The 22994-nt window shown below is 66.2% G+C and carries 19 protein-coding genes; 18 read left to right on the plus strand and 1 reads right to left on the minus strand.

Annotated elements, in window-relative coordinates:
• Positions 1-5: 5 nt before the first annotated feature.
• The 17 genes from BLS91_RS05735 to BLS91_RS05815 all read left to right on the plus strand — a co-directional run bounded on the left by BLS91_RS05735 (position 6) and on the right by BLS91_RS05815 (position 20782).
• On the plus strand, positions 6-1550 hold the full coding sequence (locus tag BLS91_RS05735; protein WP_092339760.1) for a Mur ligase family protein: 1545 nt from the start codon (positions 6-8) through the stop codon (positions 1548-1550).
• The gene (locus BLS91_RS05740) at positions 1551-2960 is read left to right on the plus strand and encodes a UDP-N-acetylmuramoyl-tripeptide--D-alanyl-D-alanine ligase (RefSeq protein ID WP_092339761.1); all 1410 of its coding nucleotides are present in this window, start codon (positions 1551-1553) and stop codon (positions 2958-2960) included.
• The gene (gene mraY / locus BLS91_RS05745) at positions 2957-4048 is read left to right on the plus strand and encodes a phospho-N-acetylmuramoyl-pentapeptide-transferase (RefSeq protein ID WP_092339762.1); all 1092 of its coding nucleotides are present in this window, start codon (positions 2957-2959) and stop codon (positions 4046-4048) included. The genes BLS91_RS05740 and mraY overlap by 4 nt, the downstream gene beginning before the upstream one ends.
• Positions 4048-5532: a UDP-N-acetylmuramoyl-L-alanine--D-glutamate ligase gene (murD, locus tag BLS91_RS05750; RefSeq protein WP_092339763.1), complete on the plus strand. Its 1485-nt coding sequence runs from the start codon at positions 4048-4050 to the stop codon at positions 5530-5532. The genes mraY and murD overlap by 1 nt, the downstream gene beginning before the upstream one ends.
• A gap of 5 nt (positions 5533-5537) precedes the next feature.
• Positions 5538-6923, plus strand: a complete 1386-nt coding sequence (gene ftsW, locus BLS91_RS05755; RefSeq protein WP_092339764.1) for a putative lipid II flippase FtsW — start codon at positions 5538-5540, stop codon at positions 6921-6923.
• Complete coding sequence (locus tag BLS91_RS05760) at positions 6920-8011, plus strand: UDP-N-acetylglucosamine--N-acetylmuramyl-(pentapeptide) pyrophosphoryl-undecaprenol N-acetylglucosamine transferase (protein WP_092339765.1); 1092 nt, start codon at positions 6920-6922, stop codon at positions 8009-8011. Before ftsW ends, BLS91_RS05760 begins: the two co-directional genes overlap by 4 nt.
• A gap of 60 nt (positions 8012-8071) precedes the next feature.
• Positions 8072-9493: a UDP-N-acetylmuramate--L-alanine ligase gene (murC, locus tag BLS91_RS05765; protein WP_092339766.1), complete on the plus strand. Its 1422-nt coding sequence runs from the start codon at positions 8072-8074 to the stop codon at positions 9491-9493.
• Positions 9494-9806: 313 nt separating this feature from the next.
• Positions 9807-10703 (plus strand): cell division protein FtsQ/DivIB, encoded by an 897-nt coding sequence (locus BLS91_RS05770; protein WP_233197509.1) that lies wholly within the window; start codon positions 9807-9809, stop codon positions 10701-10703.
• Positions 10704-11113: 410 nt separating this feature from the next.
• A complete protein-coding gene (gene ftsZ, locus BLS91_RS05775; protein ID WP_092339767.1) occupies positions 11114-12325 on the plus strand; it encodes a cell division protein FtsZ in 1212 nt (403 codons plus the stop codon).
• A gap of 93 nt (positions 12326-12418) precedes the next feature.
• On the plus strand, positions 12419-13135 hold the full coding sequence (locus tag BLS91_RS05780; protein WP_174775004.1) for a YggS family pyridoxal phosphate-dependent enzyme: 717 nt from the start codon (positions 12419-12421) through the stop codon (positions 13133-13135).
• A gap of 35 nt (positions 13136-13170) precedes the next feature.
• Positions 13171-13713, plus strand: coding sequence for a cell division protein SepF (locus BLS91_RS05785; RefSeq protein WP_092339768.1), 543 nt, complete (start codon positions 13171-13173; stop codon positions 13711-13713).
• A gap of 8 nt (positions 13714-13721) precedes the next feature.
• Entirely contained in the window at positions 13722-14024 is a 303-nt protein-coding gene (locus tag BLS91_RS05790; RefSeq protein WP_174775003.1) for a YggT family protein, read from the plus strand.
• 148 nt (positions 14025-14172) lie between these two features.
• On the plus strand, positions 14173-14775 hold the full coding sequence (locus BLS91_RS05795; RefSeq protein ID WP_092339770.1) for a DivIVA domain-containing protein: 603 nt from the start codon (positions 14173-14175) through the stop codon (positions 14773-14775).
• Complete coding sequence (gene lspA, locus BLS91_RS05800; protein ID WP_241983184.1) at positions 14765-15403, plus strand: signal peptidase II; 639 nt, start codon at positions 14765-14767, stop codon at positions 15401-15403. The genes BLS91_RS05795 and lspA overlap by 11 nt, the downstream gene beginning before the upstream one ends.
• Positions 15400-16350, plus strand: a complete 951-nt coding sequence (locus BLS91_RS05805) for an RluA family pseudouridine synthase (protein WP_092339772.1) — start codon at positions 15400-15402, stop codon at positions 16348-16350. Before lspA ends, BLS91_RS05805 begins: the two co-directional genes overlap by 4 nt.
• A 111-nt stretch (positions 16351-16461) precedes the next feature.
• A complete protein-coding gene (gene dnaE / locus BLS91_RS05810) occupies positions 16462-19929 on the plus strand; it encodes a DNA polymerase III subunit alpha (RefSeq protein WP_092339876.1) in 3468 nt (1155 codons plus the stop codon).
• Between the two features lie 67 nt (positions 19930-19996).
• Complete coding sequence (locus BLS91_RS05815) at positions 19997-20782, plus strand: lysophospholipid acyltransferase family protein (protein ID WP_092339773.1); 786 nt, start codon at positions 19997-19999, stop codon at positions 20780-20782.
• Positions 20783-20985: 203 nt separating this feature from the next.
• On the opposite strand, the gene BLS91_RS05820 is transcribed toward BLS91_RS05815, so the two are convergent.
• Positions 20986-21540 (minus strand): flavin reductase family protein, encoded by a 555-nt coding sequence (locus BLS91_RS05820; protein WP_092339774.1) that lies wholly within the window; start codon positions 21538-21540, stop codon positions 20986-20988.
• An 82-nt stretch (positions 21541-21622) separates the two neighbouring features.
• Here BLS91_RS05820 and hisD point away from each other — a divergent pair, with 82 nt between their 5' ends.
• Positions 21623-22927, plus strand: a complete 1305-nt coding sequence (gene hisD / locus BLS91_RS05825; RefSeq protein WP_092339775.1) for a histidinol dehydrogenase — start codon at positions 21623-21625, stop codon at positions 22925-22927.
• The last annotated feature ends 67 nt before the right edge of the window (positions 22928-22994 follow it).

A 22994-nucleotide genomic window follows, 5' to 3' on the forward strand; every position in this document is an offset into this window, starting at 1 on the left:
CCTGCGTGTCTGAATTGGCGCCGTCGGCTCTCCGTCCCGAGCACCCCGTTCCGCGGTCCTTGTCGGGATTGGTTGCCGAATTTGATCTGGAACTACGTGGAGACATCGACGGTCTCGAAGTCACCGGAGTGAGCCTGAGTTCGCGCACGGTGCAACCAGGCGACCTCTACGTCGGCGTTGCCGGGGCACACCAGCACGGTGCCACCTTCGCCGCGGCGGCCGCTGAAGCCGGGGCTGTGGCTATTTTGACCGACGAGGCCGGAGCGCTGCTCGCCGCGGCCAGCGGCCTGCCGGTTTTGCTGACACCGGATGCCCGCGCCGCGCTCGGCGCCGTCGCCGCCTGGATCTACCGCACCGACGACAATCCCGCGACCCTGTTCGCCGTCACCGGCACCAACGGCAAGACCAGTGTGGTCTACCTGCTGTTCGGCATCCTGAACCAACTCGGCGTCGTCTCCGGACTCACCTCCACCGCCGAACGTCGTATCGGCGACCTCGCCGTCACGAGTTCGCTGACCACGCCCGAAGCCAGCGAACTGCACGCCCTGCTGGCCCGCATGAACGAGGCCGAAGTGCGCGCCGTCGGCATTGAAGTCTCGGCGCAGGCCCTCAGCCGCTACCGGGTCGACGGCCTCGTCTTCGATATCGCCGCATTCACCAACCTCAGCCACGACCACCTCGACGACTACGCCGCGATGGACGACTACTTCCAGGCCAAGCTCGAGCTATTCCAACCCGACCGCTCGCACCGCGGCGTGATCACCGTCGACACCGACTGGGGCCGCCGCGTCGCCGACGAATGCCGCATTCCGGTGACGACCATCACCAACCGGGCCGATGTAGACGCCGACTGGCGCATGACCGTGGTCGGTGAAACCGCGTCCCACACCGACTTCGTACTCGACGGTCCCGACGGTCGCCGCCTGCACACCCGGGTGCCGCTGCTCGGCTGGTACATGGCCGCCAACGCCGCCCTGGCCATCGTCATGCTGGTCGAGAGCGGATTCGACCTCGACGCGATCCAGCACACGCTGAACCGCGACGGCGGCATCGTCGCGTTCATCCCCGGGCGCGCCGAGCGCATCTCCGGCGACCTGGGCCCGCTCGTCTACATCGACTACGGACACAGCCCCGATGCGTTCCTGAACACCCTCGCGGCCCTGCGCAAGTTCACGCCGGGCAAGCTGATCATGCTGTTCGGCGCCGACGGTGACCGCGACACCACGAAACGCGCCGATATGGGCCGAATTGCAGCCCAGGGCAGCGATATCGTGGTCGTGACCGACTTTCACCCGCGATTTGAAGACGCCGCGAGCATCCGCGCCGTACTGCTGAAAGCAGCGCGCGACGCCGTGCCAGACGGCGAGTTCTACGAGGTGGCCAACCCCCGTACGGCATTCCGTGCGGCGTTGTCACTCGCACACGAAGGAGACACCATTCTGTACGCCGGCCCAGGCCACGAGGACTACCACGAGGTACAAGGCGTGAAACTGCCGTATTCGGCCAGGGACGACTCCCGCCAGGCGCTCCGCGACGCTGGGTGGCTGTAAATGATCGCCCTCTCCCTGGCCGAGATCAGCCACGCCGTCGACGGTGCGCTGCACCTGACCGGCGCGGCCACCGCCGCTGACCTGATCGACGGATCGGTGCAGACCGACTCCCGCCTGATCGAACCCGGCTCGATCTTCGTCGCCAAGCCCGGCGCCGTCACCGACGGGCACGTGTTCGCGCCCGTCGCCGCCGCGCAGGGCGCCGCGCTGCTCATCGTGGAACGCCTGCTCGACCTGCCGGTCAGCCAGATCGTCGTCGCCGACGTCGTCGCCGCACTCGGTGCCCTCGCCTCCACGGTCGTCGCCCGCGTGCGCGCTGACGGAGCGCTCAAGATCGTGGCGGTCACCGGTTCCAACGGCAAGACCACGACCAAGAACCTGCTCCGCAGCATGCTCGAGCGGGTGGGCCCGACCGTCGCCCCGCGCGGCTCCTTCAACAACCAGGTCGGCGCGCCGATGACCATGCTCGAGGTGACCCCGGGCACGCGTTTCCTGGTGATCGAGATGGGTGCCAGCAGCGAGGGCGCCATCGCGCACCTCGTGCGTCTGGCGCGCCCCGACGTCGGCATCGTGCTCACCATCGGTCTCGCCCACGCCGGCGAGTTCGGCGACCTCGACGCCACCGTGCGCGCCAAATCCGAGATGGTCACCCACCTTCTTCCCACGGATGTCGCGGTGCTGAATGCCGACGATCCGCGCGTCGCGCAGATGCAGGCGATGACCCCGGCCCGTGTCGTTCGCTTCGGCGAATATGGTCAGGTTGATGTGCGGGCGAGCGACCTGCACTCCGGACGGACCGGCACCACCTTCACCCTGCACCTGGCGAGCGGGCAGAGAGCACCGGTCACCTTCCCGGTGCTCGGGGAGCACCACGTGATGAACGCCCTCGCCGCGGCCGCCGCTGCGGAGGTGCTCGGGGTATCACTCGGTGATATCGTCGCCGCTCTCGAGGCAACCACCCGGGCCGAACGCTGGCGCATGGAGGTGCTCGGCGGCAAGGATGACGTCACCGTCATCAACGACGCTTACAACGCGAGCCCCGACTCCATGAGCGCAGCGCTCAAGACGCTCGCCCAGATCGGCACTCCGGGACGGCGCACCATCGCGGTGCTCGGCGAGATGGCCGAACTCGGTGCACTAGCCGGTGAAGAGCACGATCGCGTCGGACTGCTCGCCGTGCGCCTGAACATCTCCCAGATAATCGTGGTCGGCCCCGCCGCCCGCCGCATGCACATCAGTACGATCAACGAGGGGTCCTGGGACGGCGAATCGGCGTATGTCGACACGCCCGACGAAGCCTTCGAACTCGTGCGCACCAGCGTGAATCCGGGGGACACCGTGCTCGTGAAGTCATCCAACTCCGCGGGTCTGCGATTCCTCGGCGATCGACTGGGAGACTTGTTCTCGTGAGAGTCCTTCTGCTGTCCGGAGCGTTTTCGCTCGCGTTCACCCTGTTTCTGACCCCGCTGTTCATTCGTTTGTTCAAGAAGTTAGGCTGGGGTCAGTTCATTCGCGACGACGGCCCCAAGAGTCACCACGCCAAACGCGGCACCGCCACCATGGGTGGCATCATCATTATTCTGGGCGTGCTGATCAGCTATTTCACAGCCATGCTGATCGAACAACGACCGTTCACCCCGTCGCCGCTGCTCGTTCTGTTCATGATGGTGGGCCTCGGCCTGGTCGGTTTTCTCGATGACTTTCTGAAGACCCGCAACCAGCGCAGCCTCGGCCTCGGCGGCTGGTCGAAGGTACTCGGGCAGGTCATCGTGGCCGGCGCCTTCGGTGTGCTGTCGCTGCAGTTCGTCGACCGTAACGGCCAGACGCCTGCCTCGACCAGCATCTCGTTCATTCGCGACCTGCCGCTGGACTTCATGAAACTCGGCACCTTCATCGGTATCGCCGTGTTCCTGCTCTGGATCTGCCTGATCGTCGCCGCGACGTCGAACGGGGTCAACGTAGCCGACGGCCTCGACGGCCTCGCCACCGGGGCCTCCATTTTCGCCATCGGTTCCTTCGTCGTGATCGGGTTCTGGCAGTCCAACCAGAGCTGTTTTGGGGGAGCGGATGCCTCAGACCAGTTCAAGTGTTACCTCGGCCCCGACTCCTTCGACCTCGCCATCGTCTCGGCGACCATCGTCGGCGGGCTGATCGGGTTCCTCTGGTGGAACACCTCACCGGCCAAGATCTTCCTCGGCGACACCGGGTCGCTCGCCCTCGGTGGCGCGCTGGCCGCCCTTGCTATTCTCAGCCGCACCGAACTGCTCCTCGTGCTCATCGGCGGCCTCTTCGTGATGGAAGCCGGATCCGTGATCGTGCAGCGTGCGTACTTCAAAATCACCCACGGTAAACGCATCTTTTTGATGAGCCCGATCCATCACCATTTTGAACTCAAGGGCTGGGCCGAAGTCACGGTGGTCGTGCGGTTCTGGATCATCGGCGGCCTGCTCGTCGCCGCCGGCGTCGGGTCGTTCTACCTCGAGTGGCTGTCTCGCTAATGAGCGACGCTGATCGCCTGAACACACTCACCAGCTGGCACGCCGACTGGAAGGGCCTGCGCGTCGCCGTGCTCGGCCTCGGAGTGACCGGTTTCGCCGCCGCCGACACCCTCGCCGAACTCGGCGCCGACGTGCTCGTGCTCGCGTCGCCCGGCCCCGACGAACGATTCGACCTGCTCACGGTGCTCGGCGTGCCGTTCGTGCAGGCTGACCTGCGCGAGGTGCCCGCGGAACTCGCGGCGCAACATCCGCACGTGATCATCGTCTCGCCCGGCTTCCACCCCGACCACCCACTGCTGGTCTGGGCGCACGAGAACGGCGTGCCAGTTTGGGGCGACATCGAACTGGCCTGGCGGCTGCGCGACAAGGTCGGCTCGCCTGCCGAGTGGTTGCTCGTCACCGGCACCAACGGCAAGACCACCACCGTGCAGCTCACCGCCAGCATGCTCGCCGCCCACGGCAGCCGCGTCGCCCCCTGCGGCAATATTGGTGTGCCCGTGCTCGACGCCATCCGCGATCCCGCCGGCTGGGACGTGCTCGTCGTTGAGCTCTCCAGCTACCAGCTGCACCACCTGCCGTTGAGCGGTCCGGGCGCCCTGCGGCCCTGGGCAAGCCTCTGCCTGAACGTTGCCGACGACCACCTGGACTGGCACGGGTCGGCCGAGGCCTATCGAGCTGCCAAGGCCAAGGTCTACTCGAACACGGCTGTCGCCTGCGTCTACAACACAGCGGATGCCGCGACCCTCGCGATGGTGCAGGACGCCGACGTGCAGGACGGCGCCCGGGCCATCGGTATCGGCCTCGGCGTGCCCGGACCGAGCGAATTGGGCATCGTCGACGGCATCGTCTGCGACCGCGCTTTTCTCGAGGACCGGTTCGAACGCGCCCTGGAATTGACCACCGTGCCGCACCTGGTCGCGGCCGGACTCGGTGCGCCGCACGTGATCATGGATGTGCTTGCCGCGAGCGCCCTCGCGCGCTCGTACGGAGCCCTGCCGGCCACCATTCACACGGCGCTGGAAACCTTCCACCTCGACGCCCACCGCATCGAAACGGTCGCCATCGGCGACGGCGTCGAGTGGGTCGACGATTCCAAGGCCACCAACCCGCACGCCGCCGACGCCTCCCTGGCCGCGTACGAGTCGGTGGTCTGGCTGGTCGGCGGGCTGCTCAAGGGCGTGGATATCGACCAGCTCGTGCAGAAGCACGTCGGCCGGTTGCGCGGCGCGATCATCATCGGCGTGGACCGCCTGGCATTACGCCAGGCATTCGCGCGACACGCCCCCGACCTGACCGTGTATGAGATCGACCCGGACGACACTGAACTAGTCATGACGCGGGCTGTGCGGCTGGCCGCCGAACTCGCTCGGGCCGGTGACACGGTGCTGCTGGCACCTGCCGCCGCATCGATGGACCAATTCGAGAGCTATGTCGAACGCGGGCGACTTTTCAATCAGGCAGTACACGACTTTTTGGGTAGGTGACGCGGATGGTACAGGTGCCGCGTAACCCCTCCTCCCGCACCCGGCCGACCACGCAGGCGCAGGCGTCGGCCTCCGGCTCACGACCTGCTGCCGGTTCACGATCCACGCCCGGATCACGGCCGGCCTCCGGTTCCCGTGCCGCTGCGGGGCGCCCGCCCGGGGCACCCGAAAAACCGGCGGCATCGGACGGCCCGGGCGGACCACAGGTGCGGATCAACCTCGGGCGGGTGTTCAAGTCCGAGGGCGGCAACTACTTTCTGCTGCTCGGCACCACCCTGTTCCTGGTGATCTTCGGCCTCGTCATGGTGCTGTCGTCGTCGTCGGTGGACTCGTTTTTGGCCGACATGGGCTTCTTCGGCGGACTGCTGCGTCAGGGCATGTTCGCGCTGATCGGTATTCCGCTCATGCTCGTGGTCAGCCGACTGCCGCTCGCGTTCTGGCGGCGCGTGGCCTGGCCGGCGATGCTCATCACCTGCTTCTTTCAGTTTCTGGTGGTGGCTACCGGGCTCGGCCGCGGTACCGGCGGTAACACCAACTGGCTGAACATTTTCGGCATTCAGTTCCAGCCGTCCGAGGGCATCAAGGTGGCCCTGGTCATCTGGCTCGGTGTGATCCTATCGAAGAAACAGCACCAGCTCGACGACTGGAAGCACGTGTTCATTCCGGTGTTCGGGGTGGGTGGCGGCGCCGCTTTGCTCGTCATGATCGGCGGCGACCTCGGAACCACCATGATCATGGCCGGCATTCTGTTCGGCGCTCTGTTCTTCGCCGGCGTCAAATTGCGCCTGCTCGCCGTGCCCCTGCTGGTGGGAGTGGGTGGCGCTATCGTTCTGGCCATTGCCAGCCCCAACCGTCTGACCCGCATCATGAGCTTTCTCAACGAGGGCTGCACCGAGCTGAGCGGTGAGATCTCCTCGAGCTGCTGGCAACCGCTGCACGGCACCTGGGCGCTGGCCAACGGCGGCGTCTTCGGCGTCGGCCTCGGCAACTCCAAGGCCAAATGGTCCTGGCTGCCAGCCGCCGACAACGACTACATCTTCGCCATCATCGGCGAAGAGCTCGGCCTGATCGGCTGCATAGTCGTGCTCGGCATGTTCATTCTGCTGGCCTTCGCCTTTCTGCGCGTCATGCGCACCGCCACGACCGTGCAGGCCAAGGTCTCCACGGCCGCCGCCATGGTCTGGATCATCGGCCAGGCTTTCGTCAACATCGGCGTGGTGCTCGGAGTGTTCCCCGTGTTGGGCGTACCGCTGCCGCTGATCTCGGCCGGTGGCACCGCTCTGCTCACCACCCTGGTCGCGATCGGCATCGTGCTCTCCTTTGCGCGCGGTGACCGCTCGAGCGAACCCCAGAACGATTTCACCGACTCCATTGAGGCTAACCGGGCATGACCACGTACCTTCTCGCGGGCGGCGGAACCGCCGGCCACGTCAACCCCCTGCTCGCCGTCGCCGACCGCATCCGTTTTTTTGAAGCGGATGCCACGGTGCTGGTTCTTGGAACCGCCGAGGGCCTCGAGGCTCGCCTGGTTCCCGCGCGCGGCTACGAACTCATCGTCGTTCCCCGGGTGCCGTTTCCGCGCCGCCCGAATCGGGCCGCCCTGCGCTTTCTGCCGCGCTTCAGCGCCGCCGTGCGACTGGTGAGAGACGTCATCCGCTCAAGGCACGTCGATGTCGTCGTCGGTTTTGGCGGGTACGTCTCCACACCGGCCTACCTCGCCGCCCGCCGTGCCGGGGTGCCGATCGTCATTCACGAGGCCAACGCCAGGCCCGGGCTGGCCAACAAACTCGGCGCTCGCTTCACCCGGCACGTCGGAGTCGCCTTCAGCGGCACGCCAATTCGGCACGCCCGGTTCGTGGGCATGCCGCTGCGGCCCGAAATCGAAGAACTCGACCGGGTGGAGGCGCGGCCCGCGGCGCTGGCGTTTTTTGGCCTCGACCCGGAACGCCCCGTGCTGCTCGTCACCGGCGGGTCGCTCGGTGCTCGCACACTCAACGCCACAATGGTCGCCTCGGCGCGGGAGATCGCGGCCGCCGGGTGGCAGGTGCTGCACATCACCGGGTCGAAAGCCGAGGTCGCCGACCCCGAGCTGCCGGATTACCACCTGCTGGCGTACTGCGACCGGATGGATCTCGCCCTCGCCGCCGCCGATTTCGCCGTGACGCGCGCGGGCGCTGCCACGGTGAGCGAACTGTGTGCGCTCGGTATTCCGGCGGTCTACGTGCCGTATCCGGTCGGCAATGGTGAACAGCGTTTCAACGCCGCGCCCGTGCTGGCAGCGGGAGGGGGCGTGGTGATCGCTGATGCGGACTTCGTGCCGGCCTTCGTTCAGGGTGAGTTGGTGACTTTGTTGGGTGACCGGGCGCGGCTGGGCGTTATGGCGCGGGGGGCGGCATCCGTTGGTGCGCGTGATGGAACGGCCCGCATGCTCGACCTGGTGCAGGGCGCGCTCGCGCCCATCGGGCGTTCGCACGCGTAACGTAGTTCCCGCAGCATCTGTTTTATTTGCCTCTAACTGCTATCGAGAAAGAGCACAACCGTGATCGCACCAGACCTCACTCTGACCATTCCCGACCAGCTCGGACGTGTGCACTTCGTGGGCATCGGGGGATCGGGCATGAGCGGTATTGCTCGTCTGTTTCTGGACCAGGGCTACACCGTCACCGGCTCAGACGCGAAGGACTCGCCCAACGTCACGGCGCTGCGCGATCTCGGTGCGACCGTGTTCATCGGGCACGAAGCGTCCAACGTCGGTGACGCCGACACCCTCGTGGTCACCGGAGCGCTCTGGCAGGACAACCCCGAGTACGTGCTCGCCAATGAACGCGGCCTTCCGGTGCTGCACCGGGCGCAAGCCCTCGCCTGGCTCATTCGAGCGCACCGGCTCGTGGCGGTGGCCGGTGCGCACGGCAAGACCACCTCCACCGGCATGATCGTCACAGGTCTGCTCGGCCTCGGCCAGGACCCCAGCTTCGTCAACGGCGGCGTGATCGAATCGCTCGGAGTCAATTCCGCCAGCGGCACCGACGACCTGTTCGTGGTCGAAGCCGACGAATCCGACGGCTCCTTTCTGCTGTACCACACGGCCGTTGCCCTGGTCACGAACGTCGATCCAGACCACCTCGACCACTACGGCTCCCTCGAAGCCTTCGAGGCCGCCTTCGTCGAATTCAGCCGCAACGCAACGGAGCTCGTCGTGATCTCCTCCGACGACGTCGGCGCGGTACGGGTCACCGGGGCCATCACCGCGGGCCTGAGCGCAGCGGATGCCGCCGCCCGCGTCATGACGTTCGGCGAGCACCCGGATTCCACCGTGCGCGTGCACTCCATCACCACGACGGGTCCGGTCAGCTTCAGCGTCTCCTGGCGTGGTCAGGATTACAACGCGACCCTGCGAATCCCCGGCAAGCACAACGCCATCAACGCGGCCGGCGCCTTCGCCGTGCTGGTCGGCCTCGGCTTCGACCCGGCGGCCAGCCTCGATGCCATCGCCGGGTTCGGCGGCACCCAGCGCCGGTTCGAGCTGCACGGAACGGTCGGCGGTGTCAGCGTCTACGACGACTACGCCCACCACCCGACCGAGGTGGCCGCAGCCCTCGCCGCCGCCCGCACCGTGGTCGGTGAGGGGCGCATCATCGCGGTGCACCAACCGCACCTGTACAGCCGCACCCGTCTGTTCGCGCGGGAATTCGCCGAGACCCTCGAAAGTTTCGCCGACCAGACCATCGTGCTCGGCATCTACGGCGCCCGCGAAGACCCGGAGCCCGGGGTCACCGGTGCGCTCGTCTCCGAACGATTCCGCGACCCGTCCCACGTCGCCTACGTGCCCGATTGGCAGGATGCCGCCGATTACCTTGCCAGCATCGCCCGCGACGGAGACTTCGTCGTGACCCTCGGCTGCGGCGATGTGAACCGCATCGTGCCCCAGCTGCTCGCCTCGCTCGAAAAAGTACGCGGATGAGGCGGCGGTGAGGCGGCCGGCCGGCTTCGACCGACCGAACGAGCCGCAGCCAGCGCGCCCGACCCCGACCGCGGCCCCGGCCGCGAAATCGCCGCGCGCCAAGCCGGCAGTGCAGCCACTCGCAGAATCTGACGACGCTCCGGCGTCAGCCCGACCGCCAAGGAAACGGGCTCCAGCGCCGACGAAACGGGCTCCAGCGCCGACGAAACGGGCTCCAACGCCGGCGAAACCGAAGAAAGCGCGCGGCGGCGTCGCAGCGCTCAAATCTACGCCGAAACCCTTTGATCCCTCCGACACGACGACGGAACCGATCGTGCTGGCCGGGGGAGGCGCATCCGCTTCGCCGGTCACGGTCAAACCGGTGCCGTCTGACTCGGCCCCGTCATCGGCACGGGCGGGCAGAAAGGCAGAATCGCTTGGAGAGGCCTCCGGCGGCACGCCCGGCGCCCGCGCGGCCCGGTCGGTGCTGCGGGCGGCCCAGCGCGCCCGCAAACGCTTCGAACGCGCCGAGGTGCGACGGTTCACCGGACGCACCCGGCGCCGGCGCACCGCGTGGATTCTCGGAGTCGGCTCGATCGTGCTTGCCTTCGGGCTCATCATCGGGGCGGCCTACTCACCGTTGATGGCCCTGCGCACGATCGAGGTCGTCGGCACCAGCCGGATTCCGGCGGCGGATGTGTCAGCGGCCCTCGCCGATCAGCTCGGCACCCCGCTGCCGCTCATCGACAGCGGCGTGGTCAAGGGCGAACTGTCGAAGTTCACGCTCATCCAGAGCTACGTCACGGAGAGTCGCCCGCCCGGCACACTCGTGGTGCGTATTGTCGAGCGGGTGCCGGTTGGCGTGCTGACCGGACCGACCGGATTCGACCTGGTCGATGCCGCCGGTGTCGTCATCGAGACGACGCCGGAACGCGCGGCCGGCTACCCGCTGATCGACGCGCCGGACGGCATCTCCAGCGCCGGGTTCAAGGCCGCTGCCGCGGTCCTCGCCGTGCTGCCGGAGAGCATTCGCACCCAGCTGGACTCGGTGACCGCGGTCACTACCGACGACGTCACCCTGAGCCTGCTCGGTGGCGAACGCGTGGTCTGGGGCAGCCCGGAAAAATCCGAGTACAAGGCCGTCGTGCTGGCCGCCCTGCTCGTGGGCCACCCAGCCGGCACCGTGAACGAATACGACGTCTCCTCGCCCGACAGCGCCGTGCTGCGCTGATTTTCGGCGTTCCGCCTCGCGACCGTGCCCGAAACGGATGCGCGCTACGGTAACCGCCGTAACGGCCACCTGTTTCGGGCGCGGTCGCGGTGAAGGGCGGCAACCGCTCGGCAAGATTCGGCGCGCCGCGATGCTGCACGAGCGGCTGAAAGCTGCTTGCGTGGCTGGCGCAGCTGGCGTGCCGTGCGCGCGAGCAGCATATGGGCGCGTGAAACCCAAAATGGGCGTGAAGGGGTTCGCGCGGAGCCCCGCAACGGGTCGCGGCAACGGATTCTTGGAGTTCTTCGCGACACGCGGGCGCGCCTCCCCAGCGACGCGCCGCGCCCGCATACTTTCGTAATCAGGAATTGCATACTCAGCATAACTTTAAACTTCGACTAGAGGTTTAGGGTTCCACCCGGAGGCCGGACGTGTCAAACAATCAAAATTATTTAGCCGTCATCAAGGTTGTCGGCATCGGCGGTGGCGGCGTCAACGCCGTCAACCGCATGATCGAACTGGGCCTCCGCGGTGTCGAGTTCATCGCCATCAATACGGATGCCCAGGCCCTGCTCATGAGCGACGCCGACGTCAAGCTCGACGTCGGTCGTGACCTCACCCGCGGCCTCGGTGCCGGTGCTGACCCTGAGGTGGGTCGCCGCGCCGCCGAGGACCACGCCGAGGAGATCGAGGAAGCCCTCGCCGGGGCCGATATGGTCTTCGTCACCGCCGGCGAGGGTGGTGGCACCGGAACCGGTGGCGCCCCCGTCGTCGCCCGCATCGCCAAGTCGATCGGCGCCCTCACGATCGGTGTCGTCACCAAGCCGTTCGGCTTCGAGGGCAAGCGTCGCCAGGCGCAGGCCGAGACCGGTGTCGCCTCGCTCAAGAACGAGGTCGACACGCTCATCGTCGTACCCAACGATCGCCTGCTCGAGATCAGCGACCGCGGCATCAGCATGCTCGAAGCTTTCGCGACCGCCGACCAGGTGCTCCTCGCCGGTGTGCAGGGCATCACCGACCTGATCACCACCCCCGGCCTGATCAACCTCGACTTCGCCGACGTCAAGTCGGTCATGCAGGGTGCTGGCTCGGCCCTCATGGGCATCGGCTCAGCTCGCGGCGCCGACCGTGCCATCAAGGCGGCCGAACTGGCCGTCGCCTCGCCCCTGCTCGAAGCTTCGATCGACGGCGCGCACGGCGTGCTCCTGTCGATCCAGGGTGGATCCAACCTTGGTATTTTCGAGATCAACGACGCGGCCCGCCTCGTGCAAGAGGCCGTGCACCCCGAAGCCAACATCATCTTCGGTGCCGTCATCGACGACACTTTGGGTGACGAGGTACGGGTCACCGTCATCGCCGCCGGCTTCGACGGCGGCGAGCCCGGCGCCAAGGCGGTCGAGGTTCGCCGTGCCGACCTCGTCGCGGCTGGCATCGCGGCCGGCGCCGGAACGGCTGCCGCCGGAGCTGCGGCATCCGCTGGCAGCGCCACGGGAACCCCAGCGACCGACTCGGGCAGCTACAGCGACGGCGAGCTCGCGGCCTCCGTCTGGGGCGGCTCCGACGCCGGCAACGGCGTGACCGTGGCCGACCCGGCCTTTGAAGAAGAGGCCGACGACCTGGACATCCCCGACTTCCTCAAATAAGGCGCGTTTACAGTAGTCCCGGGGACGATGTGTCAGAATGTCGACCCCGGGCGCACTGCCTTAATCGCACGTGACGAACAGAGCAGCATGAGCATGGCACTTCCTGACGCGGCGGCCGAACCGGCACCGGGCACAACGGCACCGAGCGATCTGGCCACCCGTCTGCAGACCGTGCGTGCTGGCGTCGCCGACGCCGCGGGTGAGGCTGGCCGTGACCCGGCCGACATCACCACGATCGTCGTCACCAAGTTTCACCCGATTTCATTGATCGAAGAGCTCTACGCCCTGGGTGTTCGCAACCTGGGGGAGAACCGGCACCAGGAGGCGCAGGGCAAGGCAGCGTCGCTCGCTGATCTCGACCTCGTCTGGCACTTCGTCGGTCAGATTCAGGGCAAAAAGGCGCGCCAGGTGCGGGCCTACGCCAACGTCATCCACTCGATTGATCGAGAGTCATTGGTGAGCGCTCTCGGCTCGGAGGAAGCGAGCGTTGACTGCTTCATTCAGGTGAATTTAACGGATGACGCGGCTCGCGGCGGTGTGGATCCCGCGAACCTGCCGGCCCTCGTCGACAGCGTTCAGGCCACACCGGGCCTCGTCCTGCTCGGCCTCATGGCCGTGGCGCCGCTCGGTGCTGAACCGCGACGGGCCTTTGCCCAGGTACGCGAGTTCAGCGAACAGATCCGCGGCCAGGCCCCGGACGCCACCGCACTGTCCATGGGCATGAGCCAGGACTACGCGGCGGCCGTGCTCGAAGGGGCGACACACCTAAGAATTGGCACTGCAATCACCGGCAATCGCCCGGTGCTCTAATAATCTCGAAGTAGCAAACCAACACGGAGGTCGACATGTCCAACCCGCTCAAGAAAACCATGGTCTACCTGGGTCTGGCAGACGAAGAGCTGGAGTACCAGGCACCCGCCGGTACCGGCAATTCCAACAGCGGCTCCAGTAACCATGCCGCTGCCAATCACGTGAGCGCCGTTCCCGCACGCGGGCACGACAGCAATGCCCCTCATGCCAACGCGGCCCACCATGATGCCGGTCGTGCACCGGTGACCCCCCTGCGTAAGACTTCGACCCCCCAGAATGTGGCTGCGTCTGAAATGAATGAGATTCTCACGGTTCACCCTCGCGCCTACAAGGACGCCCAGGTCATCGCCGAGTCCTTCCGCGAAGGGATCCCGGTCATCATCAACCTGTCGCAGATGAGCGACGGCGATGCTCGCCGCCTCATCGACTTCGCGAGCGGCCTGTCGCAGGGCCTGTACGGCAAGATTGAGCGCGTCACCGCCAAAGTCTTCCTGCTCTCGCCGTCCCACGTCGTCGTCTCCGGCGACAGCACCACCGAAGAGGGCGCTGAAGACAGCTCCTTCTTCGCGCAAGGCTAGACTTAAGCGTGACTGGTCTATCAATTCTGGGGAATCTTCTCTATTTCGTATTCTTCATGTACTTCCTCGTGCTCTGGGGTCGATTCATTATCGATCTCGTGCGCGGTGTCAACCGGGCCTGGCGCCCGTTGGGTTTCCTGCTGGTGCTCGTCGAACTCGTCTACACGCTGACCGATCCGCCGGTACGTTTCTTCCGTCGTCTGGTTCCGCCGCTTCGCATCGGGCCCATCGCTTTGGATTTCGGCTTCACACTGACGATGCTTTGCTGCATCGTCGGCATGACCGTGGCAGGAATAATACAACGCGCCTAGCGGGGCATGTATCCTTGTCGGATGACTGGTTCGCCGTGAGCCCGTACTCGCTCGTCGGCAGCCCGTAGTTAATAAAATACTTGAGCCACTCATGGGCTTGAGTCAGTCAAATGTTCACAATAAATACAAGTTTTGAGGGTGGAAAGCCATGGCGCTAACTCCGGAAGATGTAGTCAACAAAAGGTTCCAGTCGACCAAGTTCCGTGAGGGATACGATCAGGACGAGGTCGATGACTTTCTCGACGAGGTCGTCGTCGAACTGCGTCGCCTGACCAAGGAGAACGAGGAACTGCGGGGCCAGGTCGGCTCTGACGCTGCCCCGGCAGCTGAGGCTGCTCCGGTCGCTGCCGTGGTCGCTGAGCCCGTCGTGGTCGAACCCGTCGCCGCTCCTGTCGCCGCCGCACCAATCGACGAGACGGCCGGCACGACCAACCTGCTGCAGCTGGCTCGCCGCCTGCACGAAGAGCACGTCAAGGAAGGCGCCGAGAAGCGCGACGCCTTGATCGCTGAAGGCCACGCCACAGCAGCACGCGTCATTGCCGAAGCCGAGACCCAGCAGCGCGTGCAACTGCAGAAGCTCGACCAGGAGCGTTCAACGCTCGAGGGCAAGATCGACGAGCTGCGTACGTTCGAGCGCGAGTACCGCCTGAAGCTCAAGAGCTACATCGAGGGCCAGCTCCACGACCTCGATGCGACCTCGGTCGACGCCGGCAACGCGCCGAAGCCCAGCTTCCAGGGCTTTGGAGCCTAGGGCCCGAACGAAGAAGCGTTCGCGAGCGCTTATCGTTCTAGCCCTCGTCGCGCTGGGCGTTTACGCGCTCGATCAAGTCAGCAAGTACCTCGTCGTCGCTTCGATGACCGAGGGGTCCATGATTCGGGTTCTGAACGACGTGCTGCAACTGCACTTTGTTCGGAACCCGGGCGCGGCGTTCTCCCTGGCCAGCGGCTCCACTTGGATCTTCTCGATCATCGCCGCGGCCGTCGTCATCTTCATCGTCTGGTTCGCCCGGCGCATCCGCTCGTTCGCCTGGGGACTGGTCTTCGGGCTCCTACTCGGCGGAGTGCTCGGCAACCTGACCGACCGGCTGCTGCGCGAACCCGGCTTCGGCGTCGGGCACGTCGTCGACTTCATCTCCACACCGTGGCTGCTGCCGGCGATCTATAACGTCGCCGACATGGCCATCGTGAGCAGCATGGTCATCTTCATGATCTTGACCATTCGCGGCATCGGCCTCGACGGCAACAAGGTCGTGGCCGAAAGCAAGACCGCCACGCCAACACTGAAACAAACGGATGCTGTGACCCCCGATACCACCACCAGCGACACCGTTGCCCCCACCCGTGAACGGCCAGCCCCGGGCGCCGAGGCCCTGCGATGACCGGCTCCCCGGGCCTGTCCAGCCCCCCGGAGCGGCGATCACTGCCGCTCCCCGACGGTCTCGAAGGAGTGCGCGTCGACGCCGGCCTGGCCAAGCTGTTCGGTTTTTCCCGCAGCTTCGCTGCCGAGGTGTCCGAGGCCGGCGGAGTCGTGCTCGACGGCACCGTGGTGGGCAAGTCCGAACGTTTGCGGGCCGGCAGTTGGATCGAAGTGACCTGGCAGCCCAAACAGCCACTCCGCATCATCCCCATCGCCGTTCCCGACCTCACCGTTGTGCACGACGATGAGAGCATCATCGTGATCAACAAGCCGGCCGGTGTCGCCGCGCACGCGAGCGTCGGCTGGACCGGGCCGACCGTACCCGGGGCCCTCGCCGCTGCGGGTTTTCGCATCGCCACCTCCGGTGCCGCCGAGCGCGCGGGCATCGTGCACCGCCTCGACGTCGGCACGAGCGGTCTCATGGTCGTCGCCAAGTCGGAGACGGCCTATGTTGCACTCAAGAAGGCGTTCCACGACCGCGAGGTCGAGAAGATCTACCACACGGTCGTGCAAGGCCACCCCGACCCACTTGCCGGCACCATCGACGCCCCGATCGGCCGCCACCCGCGGTCGGACTGGAAGTTCGCGGTCATGGCCGACGGCAAGCCCTCGATCACCCACTACGAGACCCTCGAAGCCTTCCCCTACGGTTCCCTTCTCGAGGTGCACCTGGAGACGGGGCGCACCCACCAGATTCGGGTGCACATGACGGCCCAACGGCATCCGTGCGTCGGTGACGCCATGTACGGAGCCGATCCGTCGATCACCGCCCGGCTTGGTCTCAAACGCCAGTGGCTGCACGCTAAACAGTTGGCGTTCACTCACCCGGACAGTCACGAGTGGGTCACCTACAACGCCGACTACCCGGCCGACCTCTCGCACGCCCTCGCGGTGCTGCGCGGAGACTGACCGAGGCCGACTCGTCCCTAATCGTTTCACCAACTCGTCGGAGTCCCTGTGAGTAACCCGGTCAGTGCCACTGACAATTTCGTCCACCTGCACGTGCACAGCGAATATTCCATGCTCGACGGCGCCGCCCGGGTGAAACCCCTGATCAAAGCTGCGGTGGAGCAGGGGATGCCGGCGGTCGCGATCACCGACCACGGCAACGTGTTCGGCGCCTTCGACTTTTGGAAGAGCGCGACCGACGCCGGCATCAAGCCGATCATCGGCACCGAGGCGTACATCACGCCCGGCACCGATCGTCGCGACAAGACCCGGGTGCGCTGGGGCACGAGCGGGCAGAACCGTGACGACGTGGGTGGCGCCGGCTCGTACACCCACATGACGTTGCTCTCCGAGAACACGGCGGGCATGCACAACCTGTTCCGGCTCTCGTCGAAGGCGAGCCTCGAGGGCTACTACTTCAAACCGCGCATGGACCGCGAGCTGCTCAGCCAGTTCTCCAAAGGCTTGATCGGCACGACCGGATGCGTCGGTGGCGAAGTGCAGACCCGCCTGCGCCTCGGTCAGTACGAGGAAGCCAAGAAAGCCGCCGGCGATTTTCAGGACATCTTCGGCAAGGAGAATTTCTTCTGCGAGATCATGGACCACGGCATCGACATCGAACGCCGCACCATGACCGACCTGCTCAAGCTGGCCAAGGAGCTCGACTTGCCGCTGCTGGCCAGCAACGACCTGCACTACACCCACGCGCACGACGCCACCGCGCACGCCGCTCTGCTCTGCGTGCAGTCGGCATCGACCCTCGACGACCCGAACCGGTTCAAGTTCGACTCCAACGAGTTCTACCTGAAGACGGCCGCTCAGATGAGGCACCTGTTTCGGGACCACCCCGAGTCCTGCGACAACACGCTGCTCATCGCCGAGCGCTGCGAGGTGGAATTCAACACCCAAGCCAACTACATGCCCCGTTTTCCCTGCCCGGAGGGTGAGAACGAGGAAAGCTGGTTCATCAAGGAGAACGAGATCGGGCTGGCCAAGCGCTACCCGAAGGGCATCCCCGCAGATGTGCGAAAGCGTGCCGACTACGAAATCGGCATCATCGTGCAGATGGGATTCCCCGGCTACTTTCTGGTCGTCGCCGACTTCATCATGTGGTCCAAGCAGCAGGGAATCCGTGTCGGCCCCGGCCGTGGTTCGGGTGCCGGCTCGATGGTCGCCTACGCGATGGGCATCACCGACCTCGACCCGCTCGTGCACGGCCTCATCTTCGAACGGTTCTTGAACCCCGACCGCGTCTCCATGCCCGACTTCGACGTCGACTTCGACGAGCGTCGCCGCGGTGAGGTCATCAAATACGTCACCGAGAAGTACGGCGAGGAACGCGTCGCCCAGATCGTCACCTACGGCACGATCAAGGCCAAGCAGGCCCTGAAAGACGCCTCCCGCGTGCTCGGCTTTCCGTTCGGCATGGGCGACAAGCTCACCAAGGCCATGCCGCCGGCGATCATGGGCAAGGACGTGCCACTGACCGGTATGTTCGACAAAGACCACCCGCGCTACCGCGAAGCAGCCGACTTTCGGGCCGTGATCGAAAGCGACCCCGAGGCCCGCACCGTCTTCGACACGGCCCTCGGCCTGGAGAATCTCAAGCGCCAGTGGGGCGTGCACGCCGCCGGCGTGATCATGTCGAGCGACCCTTTGATCGACATCATCCCGATCATGAAACGTGAAGCGGATGGCCAGGTGGTAACGCAATTCGACTACCCCGCCTCCGAAGCGCTCGGACTGATCAAGATGGACTTCCTCGGGCTGCGCAACCTCACCATCATCGACGACACCCTCGACAACATCGCCGTGAACCGCGGCCACCGACCCGTACTCGAAGACCTCGGCCTGGAAGACCCCGCCGCGTACGAACTGCTCGCCCGCGGCGACACCCTCGGCGTGTTCCAGCTTGACGGCGGGCCGATGCGCGCCCTGCTGCGGCTGATGAAACCCGACAACTTCGAAGACATCTCGGCCGTCATCGCGCTGTACCGCCCGGGGCCCATGGGCGCCAACTCGCACACCAACTACGCGCTGCGGAAGACCGGCGTGCAGGAGATCATCCCGATCCATGCAGAGCTTGAGGAAGCCCTGAAAGATGTCATCGGCAACACCTACGGCCTGATCGTCTACCAGGAGCAGGTCATGTCGATCGCGCAGGTGCTCGCCGGCTTCACGCTCGGTGAAGCCGACCTGCTGCGCCGCGCCATGGGTAAGAAGAAGAAGTCCGAGCTGGATAAGCAGTTCGAGGGCTTCTCCAAGGGCATGCAGGACCGCGGCTATTCAATGGACGCCGTCACCACGGTCTGGAATATCCTGCTGCCATTCTCCGACTACGCCTTCAACAAGGCACACTCCGCCGCCTACGGCGTGCTCTCCTACTGGACCGCGTACCTCAAGGCCGTCTACCCGGCCGAATACATGGCCGCCCTGCTCACGAGCGTCGGTGACTCCCGCGACAAGCTCGCGCTCTACCTCAACGAGTGCCGCCGCATGGGCATCCAGGTGCTGGCGCCCGACGTGAACGAGTCGATCGGGTTCTTCGCGGCCGTTGGCACGGACATCCGTTTTGGTTTGGGTGCCGTGCGCAACGTGGGCTTCAACGTGGTCGAGGCCATTCGCGGTGCCCGCGAGGAGAAGGGGCGCTTCGAGTCGTTCCACGACTTTCTGCGCAAGGTGCCGCTTCCTGTCGCCAACAAGCGCACGATCGAATCTCTGGTCAAGGCCGGGGCGTTCGATTCGCTCGGCGCGACCCGGCGCGGCATGGTTGAGATTCACGAATCCGCCGTCGAATCGGCCGTCAAGATCAAGCGCGAAGAGAGCAACGGCAACATCGGGTTCGACTTCGACAGCCTGTTCGACGAACCGCAGGACACTGAGCAGGTGCCGGACCGGCCGGAATGGAGCAAGAAGGAGAAGCTCGCCTACGAACGCGACATGCTCGGGCTCTACGTGTCCGACCATCCGCTCGCCGGGTTGGAGATCCCGCTCGCCAAGCATGCCAGCACCACGATCGCCGACCTGATCGCCTCAGAGTCGACCGAGGACGGCGACACGGTGACCGTGGCCGGCCTGATCACGAGCGTGCAGCATCGCATCGCGAAGAAGTCGGGCAACCAGTACGGCATGATCCAGGTCGAGGACTTCGGCGGTGAGATCACCGCGATGTTCATGGGCAAGGCCTACCTCGAGTTCGCGCCGGAACTGATCAGCGACTCGGTCGTCGTGGTGCGTGGGCGGGTGAGCCTGCGCGACGACGGCATGAACCTGCACGCGTTCAGCGTGTTCCAGCCGGAGCTCGGGCAGGGTTCAGACCAGAGCATGGTCTCGATCACCGTGGGGGAGGCCCGTGCGACGACCGACACGGTAAGTGCGCTCGGTGAGATTCTCAAGCGCCACGCCGGCGACGCCGAGGTGCGGCTCAAACTGGTCAAGGGTGATGTGGCCCGGGTGTTCGAGCTGCCGCACCGGGTGAAAGTGAGCGCCGACCTGTTCGGCGAACTCAAGAGCATTCTCGGCCCGAACTGCCTGACCTGATCCTCGGACCGGATTTCGTCACCGCAGACCGCAGATGACTGACAGGATGCGAGCCTAGGCTGGCAGCATGCACAAGCGAGAGCCGATCTACCAGGCCGCCATCGGAGCCGGGCGAGCCCTGTTCGGCCTGCTTCGGGTGCGCCGCACTGTCACCGGGCTCGAGCAGCTGCCGGCGAGTGGCGGCGCCGTGCTGGCGGTCACCCACTTCGGGTACCTGGACTTCGCCTTGGTCGAGTGGGTGACTTGGCTGCACAACCGCCGCCATATCCGGTTCATGGCCAAGAAGGGCGCCTTCGACCAGAAGCTGGTCGGGCCCCTGCTGCGCGGCATGAAGCACATCTCGGTCGACATGGAGAGCGGCGGCGCGGCCTACGCGCAGGCCGTCGAGGCCCTGCGCGCCGGCGAACTGCTGGGAGTCTTTCCCGAGGGAGGTGTCAACGCCTCGTTCACCGTGAGGGAGCTCAAGACCGGTGCCGTGCGCATGGCACTGGCCGCGAACGTGCCGATCATTCCGGTGGCGGTGTGGGGCGGGCATCGGCTCATGACCAAGAACCATCGTTCGACGCTGAGGGAGCGGATCGGCGTGCCGGTCAGCATCCGTTTTGGGGAACCTTTTTCAGCGGATGCCGCTGGCCGCGTTGACGACGACGTCGCGGATACCACGCTACGGCTCCACGACACCCTGCAGGCCCTGGTTGATGCCGTGCAGGCGGAGTATTCGGTGCCGGGTACCGGCCAGTGGTGGCAGCCGGCGCACCTTGGCGGAACGGCGCCGACTCCGGCGGAGGCGGCGGTGGCCGAGGCTGAACGCCGTCGTCGCAAGGCTGCCGAGAAGCTGGCCGGCAAGAAGTAACGGCCGCGCTCCTCGAGCATGCAGTGGCTCTTGTCTAAAGTATGTCCAGGCTCAGGGGAGTCCCGCCCCGCCGCGAGACGACAGCTTCGGCCCCTTGGGAGCTCGTCGAGGGGCCGATGGTGTCGTCTCGCGCGGACGATAGGGCCGAAAGTGGCATCTCGCGCCAGAGTTGCCCCTGCGGTCCGCGCGGTGGCCGGGCTGGTCTAGACAGCGGCGCCCGGAACCCGGTAGGTGCGCTCGTGGTAGAGCAGGGCCTCGTCGTCGGTGCCCATGCCGCCGCCCTCGATCTGCACGACCACGACGGCGTTGTTGTGCACCGAAACCCGTTCGACAACGCGGCCGAGCATCCAGCTGGTCACCCCGGTCAACACGGGCAGCCCGTACGGGCCAGGCTGCCAGTGATCGCCGACGAAACGTTCTGCGTGCGGGCCGGCGAGCTTCTCGGCGATGGCCCGGTTGTGGGCACCCAACATGTGGATGGCCACGCGGTCGGCTGCGGCGATCGCAGCCCACGAGCTGGCCGACCTGGCCATGTTGAACGTTGCGAGTGGCGGAACCGCCGACAGCGAGGCCAGGGAGGTGGCCGTGAACCCGACGGGGCTGCCGTCGGGCGCGAGTGTCGTGATCGCTGCGACGCCGGCAGCGTGGCGGCGGAACGCGTGTTTGAACGCGGCAAGGTCGTCGGGCGCATTGGGGTCGGCGGCCAGCGGTGGGGCTGCCGGGAGAGTAGTCAGTGGGGGTTCAACGTTGCTTTGCATACTCAACCAACAATCTGTTTCAACCTCAGCCTATTCCCGCGCGCTGAGTGTTACGCCTCATGGACGGATAGGCTGGATCACGATGATCCAGACTATTGACCTTCGCGGAAGCGAGCCCACACCGGCCGCGCTCCTGGCCTCCGTTCCCCGCGCCCTGACCAGCGTGGCCGTCGCCGCCGATATCGCGGCCGAGCTGATCGCCGATGTGCGAGCGCGGGGCGGAGCCGCCCTGCTCGACCAGGCCGAACGCCTCGACCGGGTGCGCCCGGGCCAGGTGCGCGTTCCAGCCAGCCACATTGCCGACGCGGTCGCCGGGCTCGACCCGGACGTGCGCACCGCTATCACCGAGACCATACGCAGGGTGCGTCTGGCCAGTGCTGCGCAGGTGCCGCCGCACGTGACGACCACGATCGAGGCCGGAGCCACCATCACCCAGCGCTGGCAGCCGGTGAACCGGGTCGGACTCTACGTTCCCGGCGGCAAGGCCGTCTACCCGTCGAGCGTGGTGATGAACGTCGTGCCCGCTCAGGTCTCCGGGGTGCGTTCGATCGCGCTCGCCTCACCGCCGCAGAGTCACTTCGACGGCCGTGTGCACCCCACCATCCTCGCCGTCGCCGGCCTGCTCGGCGTCGACGAGATCTACGCGATGGGCGGCGCCGGTGCCATCGGCGCCCTCGCCTACGGCGTCCCCGACATCGGCCTCGAACCCGTGCAGATCGTCACCGGCCCCGGCAACGTGTACGTGGCCGCCGCGAAGCGGCTCATCCGTGGGCAGGCCGGTATCGACTCCGAGGCCGGACCCACCGATATCCTCGTGATAGCGGATGCCGCGGCCGACCCGCTGCTCGTCGCCGCCGACCTGGTGAGCCAGGCCGAGCACGACGAGCTCGCCGCCACCGTGCTGGTGACCGATTCGATCGAACTCGCCGATGCCGTGGCGGCGCGCCTGGCCGTGCTGGCGGCATCCACTACCCACAGTGAGCGAGTGACGGCGGCGCTCGGCGGCCGCCAGTCGGCCATCGTGCTCGTCGATAACCTGCACGTCGCGGCCGGTTTCAGCAACGCCTTCGCACCGGAACACCTCGAGATCCAGACGAGTGATCCCGACGCCGTGCTGGCCGAAATCGAGAACGCCGGAGCTATTTTTCTCGGCCCGTATTCGCCGGTGAGCCTCGGCGACTATGTTGCCGGTTCCAACCACGTGCTGCCGACCGCGGGAGCGGCCCGGTTCTCCTCCGGCCTCGGCGCCTATACGTTTTTGCGGCCGCAGCAGGTCGTGCGCTACGACCGTGCGGCGCTCGAAGCCGTCGCCGGTCACATCCGTGCGCTCTCCGACGCCGAAGCGCTGCCCGCGCACGGAGACGCGGTCACCGCTCGCTTCGAGTGAGCCCCATTCCGCGAGAGCGGGAATTTCGTAACTTCAGCCCAACCGAAGCAACATAATTCCCGCTCTC

This window comes from Cryobacterium flavum (assembly GCF_900103805.1).
Lineage (GTDB): Bacteria > Actinomycetota > Actinomycetes > Actinomycetales > Microbacteriaceae > Cryobacterium > Cryobacterium flavum.